20 protein-coding genes and 1 pseudogene are annotated in these 17,063 nt (G+C 44.7%); 10 read left to right on the top strand and 11 right to left on the bottom strand.

Annotated features, from left to right (window positions below; genetic code table 11):
* Positions 1-527 precede the first annotated feature (527 nt).
* The 10 genes and pseudogenes from M9196_RS19320 to M9196_RS19275 all read left to right on the top strand — a co-directional run bounded on the left by M9196_RS19320 (position 528) and on the right by M9196_RS19275 (position 8,380).
* Complete coding sequence (locus M9196_RS19320; RefSeq protein WP_250619147.1) at positions 528-1,511, top strand: 6-phosphofructokinase; 984 nt, start codon at positions 528-530, stop codon at positions 1,509-1,511.
* A gap of 41 nt (positions 1,512-1,552) precedes the next feature.
* Positions 1,553-1,843, top strand: coding sequence for a PTS sugar transporter subunit IIB (locus M9196_RS19315; protein WP_250619146.1), 291 nt, complete (start codon positions 1,553-1,555; stop codon positions 1,841-1,843).
* Positions 1,844-1,968: 125 nt separating this feature from the next.
* A complete protein-coding gene (locus M9196_RS19310; RefSeq protein ID WP_250619145.1) occupies positions 1,969-3,342 on the top strand; it encodes a PTS sugar transporter subunit IIC in 1,374 nt (457 codons plus the stop codon).
* Positions 3,332-4,171, top strand: a complete 840-nt coding sequence (locus M9196_RS19305) for a class II fructose-bisphosphate aldolase (RefSeq protein WP_250619144.1) — start codon at positions 3,332-3,334, stop codon at positions 4,169-4,171. Before M9196_RS19310 ends, M9196_RS19305 begins: the two co-directional genes overlap by 11 nt.
* A 47-nt stretch (positions 4,172-4,218) precedes the next feature.
* Positions 4,219-4,485 carry a hypothetical protein gene (locus M9196_RS19300; protein ID WP_250619143.1) on the top strand — a complete coding sequence of 89 codons (267 nt, stop codon included), beginning with the start codon at positions 4,219-4,221 and terminating at the stop codon, positions 4,483-4,485.
* 12 nt (positions 4,486-4,497) lie between these two features.
* Entirely contained in the window at positions 4,498-4,935 is a 438-nt protein-coding gene (locus M9196_RS19295; RefSeq protein WP_250619142.1) for a PTS sugar transporter subunit IIA, read from the top strand.
* The gene (locus tag M9196_RS19290; protein WP_250619141.1) at positions 4,932-5,504 is read left to right on the top strand and encodes an AAA family ATPase; all 573 of its coding nucleotides are present in this window, start codon (positions 4,932-4,934) and stop codon (positions 5,502-5,504) included. The genes M9196_RS19295 and M9196_RS19290 overlap by 4 nt, the downstream gene beginning before the upstream one ends.
* 376 nt (positions 5,505-5,880) lie before the next feature.
* Positions 5,881-6,179, top strand: a pseudogene (locus M9196_RS19285) (IS3 family transposase); the annotation flags it as partial.
* A gap of 288 nt (positions 6,180-6,467) precedes the next feature.
* Positions 6,468-7,763, top strand: coding sequence for a DEAD/DEAH box helicase (locus tag M9196_RS19280; protein WP_250619140.1), 1,296 nt, complete (start codon positions 6,468-6,470; stop codon positions 7,761-7,763).
* A gap of 158 nt (positions 7,764-7,921) precedes the next feature.
* On the top strand, positions 7,922-8,380 hold the full coding sequence (locus M9196_RS19275; RefSeq protein WP_250619139.1) for an exoribonuclease R: 459 nt from the start codon (positions 7,922-7,924) through the stop codon (positions 8,378-8,380).
* A 94-nt stretch (positions 8,381-8,474) separates the two neighbouring features.
* On the opposite strand, the gene ureG is transcribed toward M9196_RS19275, so the two are convergent.
* The 11 genes from ureG to urtC all read right to left on the bottom strand — a co-directional run bounded on the left by ureG (position 8,475) and on the right by urtC (position 17,063).
* Positions 8,475-9,095, bottom strand: coding sequence for an urease accessory protein UreG (ureG, locus tag M9196_RS19270; RefSeq protein WP_250619138.1), 621 nt, complete (start codon positions 9,093-9,095; stop codon positions 8,475-8,477).
* 39 nt (positions 9,096-9,134) lie between these two features.
* Positions 9,135-9,827 (bottom strand): urease accessory protein UreF, encoded by a 693-nt coding sequence (locus M9196_RS19265; protein WP_250619137.1) that lies wholly within the window; start codon positions 9,825-9,827, stop codon positions 9,135-9,137.
* A 3-nt stretch (positions 9,828-9,830) separates the two neighbouring features.
* The gene (locus tag M9196_RS19260) at positions 9,831-10,400 is read right to left on the bottom strand and encodes a HupE/UreJ family protein (protein WP_250619136.1); all 570 of its coding nucleotides are present in this window, start codon (positions 10,398-10,400) and stop codon (positions 9,831-9,833) included.
* Positions 10,401-10,472: 72 nt separating this feature from the next.
* Positions 10,473-10,925 (bottom strand): urease accessory protein UreE, encoded by a 453-nt coding sequence (ureE, locus tag M9196_RS19255; RefSeq protein ID WP_250619135.1) that lies wholly within the window; start codon positions 10,923-10,925, stop codon positions 10,473-10,475.
* 52 nt (positions 10,926-10,977) lie between these two features.
* Positions 10,978-12,681 (bottom strand): urease subunit alpha, encoded by a 1,704-nt coding sequence (ureC, locus tag M9196_RS19250; protein ID WP_250619134.1) that lies wholly within the window; start codon positions 12,679-12,681, stop codon positions 10,978-10,980.
* 77 nt (positions 12,682-12,758) lie between these two features.
* Complete coding sequence (locus M9196_RS19245) at positions 12,759-13,094, bottom strand: urease subunit beta (protein WP_250619133.1); 336 nt, start codon at positions 13,092-13,094, stop codon at positions 12,759-12,761.
* Between the two features lie 8 nt (positions 13,095-13,102).
* On the bottom strand, positions 13,103-13,405 hold the full coding sequence (ureA, locus tag M9196_RS19240; protein ID WP_250619132.1) for an urease subunit gamma: 303 nt from the start codon (positions 13,403-13,405) through the stop codon (positions 13,103-13,105).
* A gap of 35 nt (positions 13,406-13,440) precedes the next feature.
* Positions 13,441-14,355, bottom strand: coding sequence for an urease accessory protein UreD (locus tag M9196_RS19235; protein ID WP_250619131.1), 915 nt, complete (start codon positions 14,353-14,355; stop codon positions 13,441-13,443).
* Positions 14,352-15,047, bottom strand: coding sequence for an urea ABC transporter ATP-binding subunit UrtE (urtE, locus tag M9196_RS19230; protein ID WP_250619130.1), 696 nt, complete (start codon positions 15,045-15,047; stop codon positions 14,352-14,354). Before urtE ends, M9196_RS19235 begins: the two co-directional genes overlap by 4 nt.
* 1 nt (position 15,048) lies before the next feature.
* Positions 15,049-15,900, bottom strand: coding sequence for an urea ABC transporter ATP-binding protein UrtD (gene urtD, locus M9196_RS19225; protein WP_250619129.1), 852 nt, complete (start codon positions 15,898-15,900; stop codon positions 15,049-15,051).
* Positions 15,897-17,063, bottom strand: a complete 1,167-nt coding sequence (urtC, locus tag M9196_RS19220; protein WP_250619128.1) for an urea ABC transporter permease subunit UrtC — start codon at positions 17,061-17,063, stop codon at positions 15,897-15,899. Before urtC ends, urtD begins: the two co-directional genes overlap by 4 nt.

Raw genomic sequence — 17,063 nt, 5'->3', positions numbered from 1 at the left:
CTTGAATAAAGTTTATAAAAACCGACATACGCATACCAGAAATATAATCAAGTATATAGAAGTGTTTATTACCTTAAAGCATTCTTTCTTTTATTTATCAAAATAGGGAAGATGATTATCCTCATCTAAGTGATGAGATTGTCGACGAAGTTATATTATGACACATCACTGTTGGCTCTAGATCACACTAATTTTCTAACTATTGAATGGGGACCACTAGTCGACCACAATTAAAATTTGAAGTCTTTCACATTATTGTTCAAAAAATGGACTTGGTTACGCTAATACAATTATTTAACACTCTTCTGAAAAATAAGATCTCGGTCTACTAATTTCACCATCAAATGTTAATAAATTTAACATTCAAACCAAAAAACGTGATAACCACCTCACTTTTGGTTGGACTTCAATCGCATTGAAATATTTTGAACCATAAAACCAACGCATAAATGATAGATGTATCACGGTTTGTTTTCCTTTAAACCATAATACTTAGCTCATCAAATAAGCGGTGAGTGAATCTGTAAATGAAGTTAGGAATAGTGGTCAGTGGTGGTGATGCAGTTGGAGTGAACAACTTCATCTATCAAGTTGCGAAGATGTCAAACTCTGAGATTGTTATCTATAACGGAGGCGTTAATGGTCTACTGTCGGATAATAAGAAAGAGATTAGTTTTCGAGATTTAGCTGATTACAGCTTATCGCCAATGCCCGTAATTTCATCCGGTAGAACATCGCGTCACCTCAATCCTGAAGAGTACGCCGCCATTGCAGCTCATCTACACAAGAGCAAAGTAGATGCTTTGATCTGCGCGGGAGGCGATGGTTCAATGCGGTTTATGAATGCATTAAGTGACTATGGAGTCAATTGCTTTGGCGTAGGAATGACTGTGGATAATGACATCGCTGGTTCCGCTCATACCATCGGCTTCTCTACTGCTTGTGAGCAGGTTATGAGAGAAGTTTCCAAACTGAGAAATACAGGTAGAGCCTTAGCGAATCGCGTTTTTCTAGTCGAAGTTTTGGGTGCTTACTCTGGCGAGTTAACTTTACAATCTGCAATTAAATCTAATGCGGATATCGCTTTAATACCGGAGCATCAAATACCTGTAGATGAGCTAGCGACAAAAATTCAAGAAAAACTGGCGATGCAGAATAGTGTCGTAATTCTTTGTGCTGAGAGTTATACAAAGGAGTATTCACCTGGATTCCAAGGTGCTATTGATACTCTGAGTCAAGAGCTAGAGCCAAAGGTGGGTATTCGTATGCGTAAAACCACGTTGGGTTTCGGCTTGCGAAGCGGAGAACCAACAACTGAAGAAATTTATCAAGGCACGATAGCAGCTGCGGAAGTAGTACGATGCATTCAAAGTGGTATGGCGAACAAGGTGATTATCATCAATTCCTCAAATAACCCTATACCACTAGATTTAGGTAGCGTTGAGAGTCGTATCGTTGATAAAGATGGGCATTATTTCAAATTAGCACAGCAATTGGGCATGGTTTGGTAATTAAACAATAAAACAAATTAGTGAACGGAAGGAATAAGTAAATGACAATGAATATAATGTGTGTATGCGGTTGTGGTTTAGGTTCTAGCTTTGCTTTGGAAATGACGGCTAAGCCTATCCTTGAAAAAATGGGGATTGATTTTAATTTAGGCCATACCACTGTGTCTGAGGTACTGTCGTTAAAACCTGACATGATTATTACTTCCGGCACTTTCTCTGATGCTATTAAAGGTGGCGCTAGCGTTGAAGATGCAGCGAAGGTAGTCACCATCCAAAAATTCACGGACTCTGTAGAAATGGAGCAAGCAATATCAAGATTTTTAGATAAGTAATACCTAGAAAAACACCTTTTTCTTACTGCTGAATAATAGATATAGATAGGTAGAAATACCTATCAAGGTACCTCTACACCTTAAGAAAATAATTTAATTAACATTGACATGGAATCAAATTAATTATGAATACGTTTTTTGAATTTATAGTAAAAGATTTATTGGGGCAGGCCTCGATACTGATCGCGTGTATTGCAATGCTCGGTCTCATTTTACAAAAGAAGCCCACCGGTAAAGTAATCGAAGGAACGTTTAAAACGATGCTCGGTTTCTTGGTAATGATGGCAGGTATAAACATCGTTGTTGATACATTGACTTACCTGAACAACATCTTTACGACTGGGTTTGGGATGACGGGTTACATTACTGATGTAGCGGCTATTGCAGGTATTGCAAACCAAACGCTTGGAACGGAAGTTGCTCTCACCTTAATGGTAATTTTCGCAACGAATATCGTCATTGCTCGATTCACACCTTGGAAGTACATATTCCTAACAGGGCAAGCGCTGTTATGGATGTCTACCATCGGCGCGGTTATTTGTTATAAGGCCGGTCTATCAGGTGCAACACTAGTATTAACAGGAGGTATCTTCGGTGGCATTTTAGCCGTTGCGATGCCTGCGATCGCTCAGCCAGTAGTTCGCAAGATTACTGGTTCAGACAATGTTGCACTTGGGCACTTCTGTACGATTGGCTATATGGTTCAAGCAGCTGTCGCAAAGGTCGTTGGTAAGGGATCGAAGTCTACAGAAGAAATTGAGCTTCCAAAAGCTTTTGCGTTTTTGAGTGATACCTACCTGTCGATGGCTGTAGTGATGGTACCAATGTTCCTGATCCCAGCAATTGCGGCAGGTCCGGAATACATTGCTCAGTACAGTGGTGGCATGAACTACTTGATGTACTCTTTTATGCAAGCAATCGTGTTTACTGCGGGCGTGTTCGTGCTGTACTCAGGTGTGCGTCTATTGTTGCAAGAATTAGTACCAGCTTTCCAAGGTATCGCAATGCGCCTAGTACCAAACGCAAAGCCTGCTTTGGATTGTCCAGTTTTATTCCCTTATGCGCCTAACGCTGTAATTCTGGGTTTCCTATCAACAACTGTAGGTTCGGTGATCGGTATGTTGCTGTTCCCGATGTTTGGGTTAGCGATGATACTGCCAGGTCTACTGACTAACTTCTTCGCGGGTGGAACTGCGGGTATTTTTGGTAATGCCATGGGTGGCCGTCGCGGTGCAGTCATCGGCGGTGTAGTTCACGGTCTATTCATCACTTTCTTACCTGCAATTCTAATCCCACTACTAGAGACTTACGGCTTCGTAGGAGTGACGTTTAGTGATTCAGACGTAATCGCATCAGGGCTCCTTTTGGGGCACGCATTCAACGGCAACTGGTTATTCGTAGCAAGCTTCGTAGGCTTTGCGGCGGCAATCACTTGGTATGTAAATAAAAGTCTTAAAACTGAAAAATCTGAACAAGCGGAGTTAAACAATGCTGCATAATTTTAAACAACTAGAAGTCATTGCAAAAGAGCGCGGATTCAATGCTGTAGGTTCATTCAATCTTCACTGTATTGAGATGTTGCCCGCGTATTTTGAAGCCGCAATGGATACAAACTCACCATTAATGATTCAAATTTCAACGGGTACGGCTCAGTATCTTGGGTATGACTTGTTGGTGGCGTCAATTGTCGCCTTGGCTAAGGAACATGATGTCCCTACATGTCTTCATTTAGACCATTGCTCAAATATTGATGATATAAAACTCGCGATTGATAAAGGTTTCACGAGTGTAATGTACGACGGTTCTCACCTACCACTAGCTGAAAACATCGCTAATACCAATATTATTATTGACTACGCACATCCTAAAAATGTGAGCGTAGAAGCAGAACTCGGTGCGATCGGAGGAGCAGAAGATGGTAAACAAGTTGCCGATGAAGACATTGCATTTACAAAAGTCTCTGACGCGCTTGAGTTTGTAGAGAAGTCTAAAGTCGATATGTTAGCGGTCAGTATTGGTACTGTTCATGGTTCATATACGGCAAAAACCAATATTCAGCATGACCTACTAATAGAATTAGCTGAAAAGACCAAAATGTCTTTAGTGCTTCATGGCGGTACAGGCGTATCGGATGAAGATATGCGATTCGTTGTTCGCAATGGTATGGATAAAGTAAACGTCGGCACGGAGATGAACGTTCAATGGGTTAAACAGTGCCAAGACACTCATGCGAGTGGCAAAGTAAATGATTCTGTACGCAAATTCTTTATTCCTGCTCGTAGTGCTGTGCGTCAAGTGATTGCAGAGAAGATTCGTCTTTTCCAATAGTCATATGGCCCTGCTGGGAAACCAGCAGGGCATTTAGGAGGTAAAAAATGGGTATATTCTCCAAACTATTTGGCCGTAATAATCAAGTAGTACCAGTTGATGAAACGCAAGCTACAGAGCTTGATGAAGATATTAAGAAGTTAGAAGCCATTCTTGAATGCGATACTTCAAATGTACAGGTTCAACAAGACCTCGTTGCGAAATACAGCAAGGCTGCTTCGGTATTTGCTCAAGCACCAACGTATCGGGGTAGAGTGAATGATGTATTTACCCGAATGAATGAATTACGAAATATGGCTAGAACGAATTTTTGATTGGAGGTGGGGATGCTTAAGAAACTATTATCAGAGGCGGATGCGGTACAACTTCAAATCGATGAGCCGGATTGGGAAAAGGCGCTGCAAGTAGCCGCCATTCCTCTTGTCACGAATGGCACTATCTCACCAGAGTATTTAGATGCAATCATTACTGGTACAAAGGAGGTGGGTGCATACTACGTCTTCGAAGATGAAAAATTTGCTTTGCCTCATGCAAGGCCAGAAGAGGGAGCAAATAAACTCGGTTTTAGCCTAGTAACATTGAAGAACCCGATTTCAATAAACGGTAGTCCTGATGTCAATATCATTATCATGCTCTCCGCAATCGATAATCATAGTCATATCGAAGAAGGCTTAAAGCCCATCTTTGAAGCATTAATGGAACCGTCGGTACGAGATCAGATAGCTTCAGCCAAAGTAAAAGAAGAGGTTCTAGCCCTATTATGAAGAAAGTCATCATAGTGAATGGAATCCCCGCTTCGGGGAAAAGTACCGTAGCATCTAAGATAGCAAAGCACTTCGGGTGGCCTTATCTCTCTATTGATACCATCAAAGAGCCATTTATGGGTCTACATGTCGACATTGACCGTGAGTTTAACCGAGCACTAGGAAAAGCGGCTTACAAGGTAATTTGGGACACCGTCGCTAGTGCTCCAGATGATTGCGTATATGTAATTGATGCGTGGTTTGGCTTTCAATCCAAAGAATTGCTAGAGAGCTATGTTAGGCAATCCGATGTAGTTGAAATAATCGAAGTCTGGAATAGTATTTCTCCTGAATTGGTGGCTGATAGATACCGTTCGCGATTGTCCATTCGTAAAGAAGGTCATCCAGGCGAAGAATACATTCCTGAATTAATGACGCTGGCAGAAAGGGCGTCGCCAATGAATATTGGAGAGGTTTATTATGTGTATCAAGATACAGGAGGTGACGTACAAGGAGTACTTACTTCCCTTGCTGGCAGACCTAGAGCGTTACAAGAGTCCTCGTTAGTAGGTATGCCTTTGACGAGATAGCTTCGGTCAGCGCCTTATTCCAATATAAAAACAGTCAATCCCATCTTTGGTATGACTGTTTTTTTACTATGAGCACAGCCAGTCCTGATTATTTTGATTTATACGCTTTAAGAAAGTCTATTATTTTTTCTCAAGCTATCTGTAAATTAGTAGACACTTGGCAACGCTATACACATTAATCAAAATGGCTTTTAAACAACACTTGAACAAACCTCATTACGAACTTCAAAAGGCTCGCTTGATGCAAATCCGATTCTGAATGGTCTTCAACTCCTAACCCTATTAACTGGAAGTAGCCGTTGAAGTCGCTAAGCTTTAAGGCAGTTGACAGCGCGACAAGCTGAGGAGCCAGAAATCGTAACAAAGACCACGATCTATTTCGCGAAGTGGGTTTTATTATTAGGTTGAGAATCGTCGCAAGGAGTATCAACGCGAGACCGTACACCAACAGCTTGATACCAAAGTCAAAGAAGCCTTTGAGCTTAGTTGAGAACGAGGTGGTTCAAGACGTATTCAGAAAGAACTGGCTGATAGCGATGATAACCATAATGTGAAGACGATCGCTGCAAGCATGAAGCGTTAAGATTTATTACCGAAAGCAGTACGCAAGTTTAAATCTATACTGACAGTAGGCATAAAATGACCATTGCTTCGAACTTGTTCGCTCAAGATTTTTTTCTTATTAAAAGAGACTCTTGCCTAAACACATTTCGTGGCAGAGATGCATCATCTCCCCCATCCGACTTGATACAACCAAAAGCTCTCCATCTTTATTGGAGATGAACACACTTTATTGCCTTCCGACACCTTTCATTGTACAAATTTACGCCAACACCTAAAATTAGTCACCACAGGTACTGATTATTCCTCTATAATCAGCGACCGTATTTTTGGTCAGCCGCTGTTTGCTACTTTTTAGTGTTGAAAAGCACCCAAAACAGCCACTGCTTTTAGGAACAAAGAATGTCATTTTTATCACAAGGTTTTTCAGCTGATATTGTGCGCGCACTAACTGAGTGTGGTTATGAAAAACTCACGCCCGTTCAACAACAGGCTATCCCGCACGCTCGTCGTGGTGCCGATATCCTTGCACATGCACAAACTGGTACAGGTAAAACAGCTGCATTTTCTTTGCCTATTATTCAGCAAATGGTTGAGCAGCCACAATCACGCCGCCGAGCACAAGTGCGTGCTTTGATTCTTGCACCGACGCGTGAGCTTGTTGACCAAATCGCACATAACATTGAGAACTACACCAAATACGTTGATATCTCTGTCGCTGCCGTTTTTGGTGGGGCAAAAATGTCATCTCAAGAACGTAAGCTTAGCGCCGGTGTAGACATCCTTGTTGCTACGCCAGGTCGCTTAATCGAGCACCTTGAACTGGGTAACATTAGTTTTGCTAGCCTTGAATTTTTGGTTTTTGATGAAGCCGACCGCATGCTAGATATGGGCTTTATTAGTGCAATTCGTACCATCATGAATGGCATTGCTCAGCACCCACAAACCATGCTTTTCTCTGCAACGTCATCCCCACAAATGAACGCATTGGCGCAAGACTTATTGCGTAAGCCAAAACGTATTATCGTTAACGCAGAAAACTCAACCGCCGACACCGTTGCGCATGTTGTTTACCCTGTTGACGAAGATCGTAAACGCGAACTGCTGTCTGAGTTGATTGGTCGCAAGAACTGGCAACAAGTGTTGGTTTTTGTGAACTACAAAGAAACCGCTAATGAAGTAGTAAAAGAGCTCAAACTTGACGGTATCAATGCGGTACTTTGCCATGGTGATAAAGCTCAGAGCGCACGTCGCCGTGCGTTGGATGAATTTAAATCAGGTAAAGCACGTGTCATGGTAGCCACGGAAGTTGCTGCTCGCGGTTTAGATATCCAAGGTTTGCCACATGTAGTGAACTACGATATGCCGTTCCTTGCGGAAGACTACGTACACCGCATCGGTCGTACAGGGCGCGCAGGGCAACAAGGTCACGCAGTTTCATTTGTTAGCCGTGAGGAAGAACTCACGCTAGTTCAAGTTGAAAAGTTGATTCAGCAACGAATCAAACGCATTCAATTGGCGGGTTATGAACCAGCCAGTCGTGATGCACTTTTAACTAAGATGCAGAGCAAACCCGCCTTTAAAGACCGCCAAGGCCGCACTAATAATTCAGACGAGCAAAGCTCAGCTGAACGTCGTCTTCGCTTTGCTCGTGCGATTAAAAATAAATCAAATAAAACGACCCGTTTAAAAGGATAATTCGGCACGATTTCGTTAGGTTTTCTTATCCTAATTCGTCGTCGATGAATCGTTAACATGACCTAGCTCATCGCTGGGTCTTTGTTTTTTAACGCCAGTGAACGTCCACTAGCTTTATAACCCTAACCCACTTAACAGCAAACTAGAGCGACTATCTTATGCTTCGTGATTACACCTTTAATTGTCTTGTCACCATGCCACGCCATGAACTAGAAGAGTTCAGTATGCGAATGATCAGTAAGATGGTACCTGAAGAAGTCATGAGTGAGCTGTTCACTTTTGAACAAGAAGAAGTCGACAGTGAAGAGCGTATGATGTCGGCACGGTTGGATGCAACGCTTCGTATGACGGCGATTGCGTTATGTGAGATCCAGCAAGCCTTTGATGATTCTGAAAATGCGAAACAAAACAGTGAGCGAATGACACGATTGGTGCTTTGGCACTTTTATGCCATCTCATTTAATTTGGAGCAGGCTATTACGCTGGAAACGCATTGTGAGCACGTTGAGAAACTTCTCATTGATCCTCCCGTTGAAGCCTTCGGTTGGGTAAAAATCCTTACTGAACTCCTGCATACCTACGCCAGTATTAATGCCAAGCAAAACCCATCAGCATAGCCAACGCTTTCTGTATTCTCTGATGTCATTAAACCAAGCCATGGTTAACCGTTAACCGTTAACCGTTAACCGTTAACCATGGCTATCATCAAGCCTAATGAAACTCGAGCATACCTTGAGTCAAAATGAAGTCGATAATGACATCGAGCCCCTGACTCTCTTTCAGGTTAGTAAACACATACGGTTTGGTTGGACGCATCCTTTGCGTATCTTGTTCCATCACTTCTAGTGACGCTCCCACATAGGGTGCAAGGTCGATCTTATTGATGACAAGTAGATCCGAGCGAGTAATACCGGGGCCGCCTTTACGAGGAATTTTTTCACCCTCGGCTACATCAATGACATAAATAGTTAAGTCCGCTAATTCAGGGCTAAAAGTGGCGCTTAGGTTATCACCGCCGCTTTCTACAAAGACAACATCAAGATTTTTATGCAGCTTAGCGAGCTCTTCTACGGCAGCCAGGTTCATTGAAGCATCTTCACGAATAGCGGTGTGAGGACAGCCTCCCGTTTCTACGCCGATGATTCTATCTGGCTCAAGTGCTTCTGCTCGGGTAAGGATCTTGGCGTCCTCTTGAGTATAAATATCATTGGTAACGACCGCGATATTGAGCTTGTCGCGAATTGCTTTACACAAGACTTCCAACAACGCCGTTTTACCGGATCCTACTGGACCCCCAATGCCAATTCGTAACGGTTGTTTGTAACTTTCCATAGTATTTCCTATATCATCATCTTGTTTCGCTGTTTTTCATTAAGAACGAAAAAGCCGGGTATATTGTGTTTCATGCAGACTGCTGGCAATGGACACAGATGGCGTAAAACTGCCAATCATCCAGTCTTCTGTTTGCTCGGCAATCCGTAAAGCTTTAGTGAATTGATCGGATAGATTGATTAATGCAATCTGACCATCCGTCTGACCAAGAGGTACCAACTTAACGCCAGCCATCACTAAATTCTCCGCCCAGCTCCACAGGTAGCCTTTTTTTAAGGCCATTAAATCGATATTCCAATGCACCGCAGCGACACACAATCCAAGGAGTTGATTAGCAGGGTAATCGCTTAATTCGACCCCATCGACCTGAATTTCAAGCCGTTTAAGTAGCGTATTGAGTGCTAACCCGCGCTGCTTTTCCTCTGCTCTGAGCTCTTTCGTCTCTCGGCTGCTATGGAGCATCTGAGAAAGCTTCTGAATTTGAGCCGTATCCTTTGCTCGAACTGCGTCATACAGCCTATCGATAATCGGCAACTCAAGCGTCGCAACGCTGCTAAACAACATGTTGCCGAGCCACTCCTCCATGGATGTTCGGTTCGTCACCCATGTTGCCTCTACCGCCCATTCCAAACCCTGTGAGTAAGTAAACCCGCCAATAGGCAAAGATGGACTGATAAGTTGAAACAGTCGATAGGTTGACACGTCATTGTCAATCTCAGCGCTAATCGGCATACATTAAGCAGCCATCAAGAACAATGAACTCGCCGCTGCCACACCTACGGACATCCAACGTGATGCTAACGCTTGTCCCAATTGAGTCCCAATCACCATCAATGCGCTTGCTCCAATCGCCATTCCCAAAGAAAATTGACCTAACGTCCCTTGGGCCTCAACACCGTGCGCGTACCCGTGGAAAAACATCATGCCAATACAAAACCCTACGGCCAACTTCACCATACGCTGTGACGCACCAAATACTTGCCAGATGGCTAAACTCACCACAAATAAAGACGCAACTATCGCCAATTCAACACCCGACGCTAAGCCAAAGACGGAACCCGCCAGTAATCCAACCATAAGAGTGATTAACGCGCTCGCCAATAAGCCTAGTTTTTGTTTCTTGGTGATCGTTAAGCAGCCAACAAGTAAGCCAAAAGCAACCAACATAATAAGATGGTCAATACCAGTGATAGGGTGTGTCAAACCACTCGTGAACGCCATTGAATCATGACCTGGGTGAGCCAGCGCGACGACTGGAAAAAGAGAAAATGCAGCTGCGCTAATTTTGACAAACGTTGATTTCATTGAAGTGTCCTTTTCTTGTTATTTATTGTGTTTTGAATGTAAGTTGAGTGCCGTAGCAATTAAGTCATGTACCTAGTGGTGGTGATGACCCCCGCCACTTTTCCCTCCGTAGGCACCGCCTTCAGGCTCAAAGGGTTCAAGCTCGACCGCAACTTTTGCACCTAAACCTTCGACCATCTCATCCAGTACGTGATCATGCTGGTAACGAACCCAACCAAACTCCACTTGCAACGGCACGTGACGATTACCAAGGTGGTAAGCGACACGAGTCAGTAAAAGCAAGTCACTGCAATAGACGGACGATACCTTCTCCGGTGCGGCTTTCACTTCAATCACTAGGCCACATAAGCTTTTTAACTGTTCACCACCACGCAAAATGTGCCCGCGTGGCAAAAAAAGCCCTGCGTCACGGCCATCATCAAGTATCACTTTTAGACGGCTTTTAATGCGACTATCAATCGGCAAACTCAAAAATGCATGAGGCTTTGTCGTGAGTTGTTCTGATATTTCTGTTAGTTCGATCAATGTGTTGTCCTCAATAACTCAAAAATTCAAAGACGTGCTGGGATAATAGGGGTTAAAACAGAAAGTAACGCTGAGCCATAGGCAGCACTTCAGCCGGTTCACACACCAACAATTCACCATCTGCTCGAACCTGATACGTTTGCGAGTCGACTTCAATATTGGGTTGCCAATCATTTAACTTCATGTCTGCTTTGCTAATGGTTCGGCACTGCTTAGCAACACCAATCAAGCTGCCCAGCCCTAACTCAGAAGCAATGCCAGCATCTTGCGCAGCCTGAGAAACAAACAGCATTGATGTGTTCTGAGACGCCTTACCATAGCTACCAAACATAGAGCGATAATGAACCGGTTGCGGGGTTGGGATAGACGCATTCGGATCGCCCATTGGTGCCATGGCAATCATGCCACCTTTCAAAATGACGCTAGGTTTGACACCGAAAAATGCCGGTTTCCAAAGTACTAAATCCGCCAGTTTCCCGACTTCAATTGAACCAATTTCATGTGCCATGCCGTGGGTAATCGCGGGGTTTATAGTGTACTTAGCGATATATCGTTTTAGGCGAAAGTTGTCGCTATAGCTAGAATCTTGTTTCAGGCTCCCCCGTTGCACTTTCATCTTATGTGCGGTTTGCCAAGTACGAGTGATGACTTCCCCCACTCGTCCCATCGCTTGCGAGTCTGACGCAATCATTGAAAAGGCACCAAGATCATGCAAAATGTCTTCAGCAGCGATGGTTTCACGTCGAATACGAGATTCAGCAAATGCGACATCTTCCGCTATCGATGGTGACAAGTGGTGACAGACCATTAGCATGTCTAAATGCTCGTCTACCGTATTCACGGTATAAGGTCTGGTTGGATTGGTGGAAGAGGGAAGTACGTTGGATTCGCCCGCCGCTTTAATGATATCGGGGGCATGCCCACCGCCCGCGCCCTCAGTATGATAAGTATGAATAACGCGGTCACCAATCGCACCCAATGTCGACTCAACAAAGCCCGATTCATTGAGCGTATCAGTATGAATAGCAACTTGAACGTCCATCTCGTCAGCAACCGTTAAACAAGTGTCAATAGACGCTGGTGTGGTTCCCCAATCTTCGTGCAATTTCAAACCAACTGCTCCGGCTGTCACTTGCTCGCGAAGCGCTTCGGGCTGACTCGCATTACCCTTGCCAAGTAAACCAAAGTTCATGGGAAATTGGTCCAGAGATTCAAGCATTCGGTGCATATTCCACGGACCCGGCGTACATGTCGTGGCATTCGTTCCCGTATTGGGTCCCGTACCACCGCCGATCATAGTCGTGACACCGGAAGCTAAGGCTTCTTCAATTTGTTGAGGGCAAATAAAGTGGATGTGAGAGTCAATTCCACCAGCGGTCAGTATTGAACCTTCACCAGCCAGTACTTCCGTACCCGGACCAACAATGATATCAACGCCCGGTTGGATGTCGGGATTGCCCGCCTTACCTATCGCGTCAATGCGACCGTTCTTAACCGCCACATCTGCTTTGATGATGCCCCAGTAGTCCAGAATCAATGCATTGGTGATCACAAGATCTGGCGTCTCCCGGCTTGGTCTTTGGCTTTGTCCCATTCCATCACGAATGACCTTACCACCACCAAACTTAACCTCGTCTCCATACACAGTCAGGTCTTTTTCTACCTCTAACCATAATTCTGTATCCGCTAAACGTACTCGGTCCCCCACAGTAGGACCAAACATCTCTGCGTATGCTTGTCTGGATATACTCGCCATTATTCTTCCTTGTTAAAATCTTCCGTACCGTGAGTTGCTGTCCGGATTTGGCTTCTATTTGTTTTGGCTTTAACTTGTTAAACCTTGCCCATAACCTTGCCTTGAAAGCCGTAAACTTCACGTTTACCGGCAAAAGCCACCAACTCAACCGTACGTGACTGACCTGGCTCAAAACGTGTTGCCGTTCCGGCAGCGATATTGAGACGATAGCCTCGCGCCAATTCACGCTTAAAACTAAGCGCTGCGTTGACTTCAAAGAAATGGTAATGAGAGCCGATTTGCACTGGGCGGTCACCCAAATTTTCGACCTTTATTTTGAGCGTTTCGCGGCCAACATTGAGCTCGATGTCACCTTTAGCCGTTTCAACCTGTCCGGGAACCAAGCCCTGATATTTGGTCGTTGAAGTACTCATATGCTCTCCTAGACTATGGGTTCGTGAACAGTGACCAGCTTGGTCCCATCGGGAAAGGTGGCTTCGACTTGAACATCAGGAATCATCGATGCAATGCCCTCCATGACGTCGTCAGTGGTAAGTAATGTTCGACCAAAATCCATCAGCTCAGAAACGGTTTTTCCTTCGCGAGCTCCTTCTAAGATAGCGCTAGAAATAAACGCAATTGACTCTGGGTAATTAAGTTTTAAGCCCTTATCTTTACGTTGCTTCGCCAGCATTCCCGCGCAAAAGATCAGTAATTTATCCTTTTCTCTCGGAGTTAATTCCATTTACAAGCCTTATTTTCATCAATGTTGAGTGCGTATTACGTTGCCCAAATCCTTGGTGGTTCTGGGCACTCTTCCGTCCAATGCTCGCGTGTCAATTGCCAAACCTGTTGAAAACAATCCAAGATCACTTCACTCCAGTTTCCTAGTGCTCTAATGACCAATAAGTTTTCCAACTGACTCGCAGCAATGAGTACCGCACCTTCTTTGTATTCTTCTTGTATGTTAGTGAGCAAGCTCTGTACCAACTGATAAAAATCATCGTCATCAATGGAAATATACATAGTCCCCATCATTTGATAATTTAATAACCCTTTGTTTTTCAGAATCTTATCATCTCCTCGAACATTTAACCCTTCGGTAAGGAGCAACTGATTATCGAGGTAAACCTCTGTTTTCCCGACTAAATGACCGGCGCTAAATCCCTCATTTAGTGCAGGCCTACCAAAACAGTGCATCTCCCAGCCCAAAAACTGTGCACCCGTTTCGAGGTGCACCTGAGTGTCCATGCGGACATGAGCGTTGGGGAAAAAGATGTTCTCTTGGGGCAACCATTCCAGTCGAGAGTCCTTGCTGACATGTAAAATTTGTTGCTGTTTGGCGTACTTAGATTCTGAGCGGTAAAACTTGGTGGCGCCCGGTGTGGTGATCAGCGTTTTGGCGCCTTGATGAGCTTGCACAGAAATCTGCAAAGTATCCCCTCCCACGACGCCACCCGGCGGGTGAAGTAAGTAACCGTGGCAAGGGTTGCCTTCAGGATACAATGGGCGCTGTATCGCGAGTGGCCCTTGTTGAGAACGGTGTTTAAGGACCGTTTTGTCACCGCGATCGATAAAGGTCAGCGCTAAATGCGCTTTCCAGCCACACTCGGTGTGGGCGTCGATGACCTGACCTAACGTTGCTTCAAACTCAGGCGGTAACCTCGACACAGAGATTGCATCTGCACTACTCATACTGTTAAGTACTCCTTGATCAGTTGCTCATTAAGTCCGGTCATGTCTCCTTCTGCGACTTGCCTGCCACGATCTAGAATACAAAACTGATCCCCCACTTTGCGCGCAAAGGGTAGCTTTTGTTCAACCAGCAACACGGTCAGCCCCCACTTTTCATTGAGCATACGAATGATGTCGCCAATCTCTTGAACAATGTTGGGTTGTATCCCTTCTGTTGGTTCATCTAAGATCAGTAGCTTAGGATTAACAACCAGTGCTCGACCAATGGCTAATTGCTGCTGTTGCCCACCGGATAGATCGCCACCACGACGATGTAGCATCTCTTTAAGCACGGGAAATAAGTCGAAGATGAATTCGGGAATCGTTCTATCTCCCTTTGCCCGGATCGGCAATCCAACTTCGAGGTTTTCCTGAACCGTCAACATTGGGAAAATTTGACGACCTTGCGGTACGTAACCGATGCCCATGCGAGGTCGGGATTCAGCATCGTGTTTGAGCAGTGACTCACCATTCAATTGAATGTCGCCACTTTTCACTTTCACTAAGCCCATGATGCATTGTAATAATGTCGTTTTTCCGACGCCATTTCGCCCCATCAATACCGTGCATTTTCCCTCTGGAATAGACATATCCAGATCCCATAGGGTATGGCTCTCACCATAGAATTGATTTAATGATTGGATCTGCAGCATGTTATTCCCCTAAATAAACCTGTTTGACTTCTGGATGTGCCTGAACCTGATCCATTGTGCCCTCCGCGAGCACATGACCTTGGTGCAACACCGTGACATGACTGGCGATAGAACGAACAAAGTCCATATCGTGCTCCACCACCACCACTGAATGTTTACCAACTAATGAGTTAAGAAGCTCGGAGGTTCGGTCCATTTCTTGGTGAGTCATCCCGGCGACTGGCTCGTCCACCAGTAATAGCTTGGGGTTTTGCATGAGTAACATGCCAATTTCTAGCCACTGTTTCTGACCATGGGATAGGTTTCCGGCGTGAAGTGCCGCGTGGTCTTTAAGATGAATGAGTTCCAATACCGACTCTAATTTATCTTTTTGCTCGCCCGACAACGTGGCGGTAAACGTCCCCCAAACACTCCTCACTCCTGACATGGCTAATTCAAGGTTTTGCCACACCGATAGACATTCAATGACCGTCGGTTTCTGGAACTTACGTCCGACACCAGCATTTGCAATTTCTGACTCATTCATGCCAAGAAGGTTAATATTCGAGCCAAGCCAAACTTGCCCCGTATCCGGCTTGGTTTTGCCGGTAATAATATCCATCATGGTGGTTTTTCCGGCGCCATTGGGGCCGATTATGCAGCGTAGCTCCCCTTCCTTGATATACAGGTTAAGGTCGTTAATCGCCTTGAATCCATCGAAGCTTTTGTTGACCCCCTCGACATACAGCAATACATTGTGTCGAGTATCAATTAGAGGGTGGCGTTCTGGTTTTAAGAAAGAGAACACCTCATCTCGGCGAGTGAACTCCTGAACTGAGTGCTTCAGTTGTTGGGCTCGGTTTAACGTCGTCATACGGTCGCCTCCTTGCTGCTATTCGAAGTATCTGATGCCTTTCTTTTAGCGCCGATTTTGTTTTTTACTAATTGGGTTTTGTCAGAAATAAAGCCGATCAGACCTTTTGGAAAATACATCGTGGACAGCACAAATAGACCACCTAGAGCGAATAGCCAAACTTCCGGAAACTCGACCGTAAACCAACTCTTGGCATAGTTGATCACCAATGCACCGACAATGGCACCGAACAAGGTCGCCCGGCCGCCAAGTGCTACCCAAACCACAATCTCAATGGAGTTGAGTGGTGCAAACTCTCCTGGATTAATAATGCCAACCTGAGGAACATACAATGCTCCAGCAATACCCGCGATAACCGCTGACAATACAAAGATCCACAGTTTGATCCCGTCGACGTCATAACCCATAAAACGCGTTCTCGACTCTGTATCTCGAATCGCCATTGATACACGACCTAAGCGACTACTGATAACACTGCGACAAACAAAGTAACTCAGAACAAGTGCAACGCCCGTCACCATAAATAACCCAATTTTAGTGGCGTCTTGCTGTAGGCTATAACCCAAAATATCTTTAAAGTCAGTCAGCCCATTATTGCCTCCAAAACCCATCTCATTGCGGAAAAAGGCCAGCATCAGTGCGTAGGTCAACGCCTGAGTCATAATGGATAAATACACGCCAGAAACCCGTGAGCGAAATGCCAAGTAACCAAATAAATACGCAAGTATTCCTGGCACCAACACCACCATCAGACACGCAAACCAGAACTGGTCAAATCCTTGCCAAAACCATGGCAATGCTTGCCAATCTAGAAACACCATGAAGTCTGGTAATATCGGATTGCCATACACTCCCCGATCGCCGATTTGACGCATGAGATACATGCCCATCGCGTAGCCACCAAGGGCAAAGAAAGCCCCATGACCTAGGCTCAAAATGCCTAAGTATCCCCATACAAGATCCACTGCTAACGCCAGCATGGCATAGCTTAAATACTTACCCATCAAAGAGATGGTAAAGGTTTCTACATGTAAGGGGTGACCAACTGGCAGCATCACATTGGCCAGCGGAACCAATATTACAGCGGCTAAAATAGCGAAGACGGTAAACTGACCACCTTTATCTCCACGCATGGCTGACAGTACAAAAGATTTTGATTGCAT

The sequence above is a fragment of the Vibrio methylphosphonaticus genome (assembly GCF_023634655.1).
In the GTDB taxonomy this organism is placed as follows: domain Bacteria; phylum Pseudomonadota; class Gammaproteobacteria; order Enterobacterales; family Vibrionaceae; genus Vibrio; species Vibrio methylphosphonaticus.
Note: the sequence above shows the minus strand (reverse complement) of the source record. Positions and strands in the feature narration are given on the sequence as shown.

What these genes read in the sequence shown, in the direction of transcription:
- M9196_RS19320 (WP_250619147.1), top strand. Translation starts at nt 528, where the DNA reads ATGAAGTTAGGAATAGTGGTCAGTGGTGGTGATGCAGTTGGAGTGAAC.
- M9196_RS19280 (WP_250619140.1), top strand. Translation starts at nt 6,468, where the DNA reads ATGTCATTTTTATCACAAGGTTTTTCAGCTGATATTGTGCGCGCACTA.
- M9196_RS19310 (WP_250619145.1), top strand. Translation starts at nt 1,969, where the DNA reads ATGAATACGTTTTTTGAATTTATAGTAAAAGATTTATTGGGGCAGGCC.
- M9196_RS19260 (WP_250619136.1), bottom strand. Translation starts at nt 10,400, where the DNA reads ATGAAATCAACGTTTGTCAAAATTAGCGCAGCTGCATTTTCTCTTTTT.
- M9196_RS19235 (WP_250619131.1), bottom strand. Translation starts at nt 14,355, where the DNA reads ATGAGTAGTGCAGATGCAATCTCTGTGTCGAGGTTACCGCCTGAGTTT.
- M9196_RS19300 (WP_250619143.1), top strand. Translation starts at nt 4,219, where the DNA reads ATGGGTATATTCTCCAAACTATTTGGCCGTAATAATCAAGTAGTACCA.
- M9196_RS19265 (WP_250619137.1), bottom strand. Translation starts at nt 9,827, where the DNA reads ATGCCGATTAGCGCTGAGATTGACAATGACGTGTCAACCTATCGACTG.
- M9196_RS19245 (WP_250619133.1), bottom strand. Translation starts at nt 13,094, where the DNA reads ATGAGTACTTCAACGACCAAATATCAGGGCTTGGTTCCCGGACAGGTT.
- urtD (WP_250619129.1), bottom strand. Translation starts at nt 15,900, where the DNA reads ATGACGACGTTAAACCGAGCCCAACAACTGAAGCACTCAGTTCAGGAG.
- M9196_RS19290 (WP_250619141.1), top strand. Translation starts at nt 4,932, where the DNA reads ATGAAGAAAGTCATCATAGTGAATGGAATCCCCGCTTCGGGGAAAAGT.
- M9196_RS19315 (WP_250619146.1), top strand. Translation starts at nt 1,553, where the DNA reads ATGACAATGAATATAATGTGTGTATGCGGTTGTGGTTTAGGTTCTAGC.
- M9196_RS19305 (WP_250619144.1), top strand. Translation starts at nt 3,332, where the DNA reads ATGCTGCATAATTTTAAACAACTAGAAGTCATTGCAAAAGAGCGCGGA.
- M9196_RS19275 (WP_250619139.1), top strand. Translation starts at nt 7,922, where the DNA reads ATGCTTCGTGATTACACCTTTAATTGTCTTGTCACCATGCCACGCCAT.
- M9196_RS19295 (WP_250619142.1), top strand. Translation starts at nt 4,498, where the DNA reads ATGCTTAAGAAACTATTATCAGAGGCGGATGCGGTACAACTTCAAATC.
- ureG (WP_250619138.1), bottom strand. Translation starts at nt 9,095, where the DNA reads ATGGAAAGTTACAAACAACCGTTACGAATTGGCATTGGGGGTCCAGTA.
- urtE (WP_250619130.1), bottom strand. Translation starts at nt 15,047, where the DNA reads ATGCTGCAGATCCAATCATTAAATCAATTCTATGGTGAGAGCCATACC.
- urtC (WP_250619128.1), bottom strand. Translation starts at nt 17,063, where the DNA reads ATGCAATCAAAATCTTTTGTACTGTCAGCCATGCGTGGAGATAAAGGT.
- ureA (WP_250619132.1), bottom strand. Translation starts at nt 13,405, where the DNA reads ATGGAATTAACTCCGAGAGAAAAGGATAAATTACTGATCTTTTGCGCG.
- ureC (WP_250619134.1), bottom strand. Translation starts at nt 12,681, where the DNA reads ATGGCGAGTATATCCAGACAAGCATACGCAGAGATGTTTGGTCCTACT.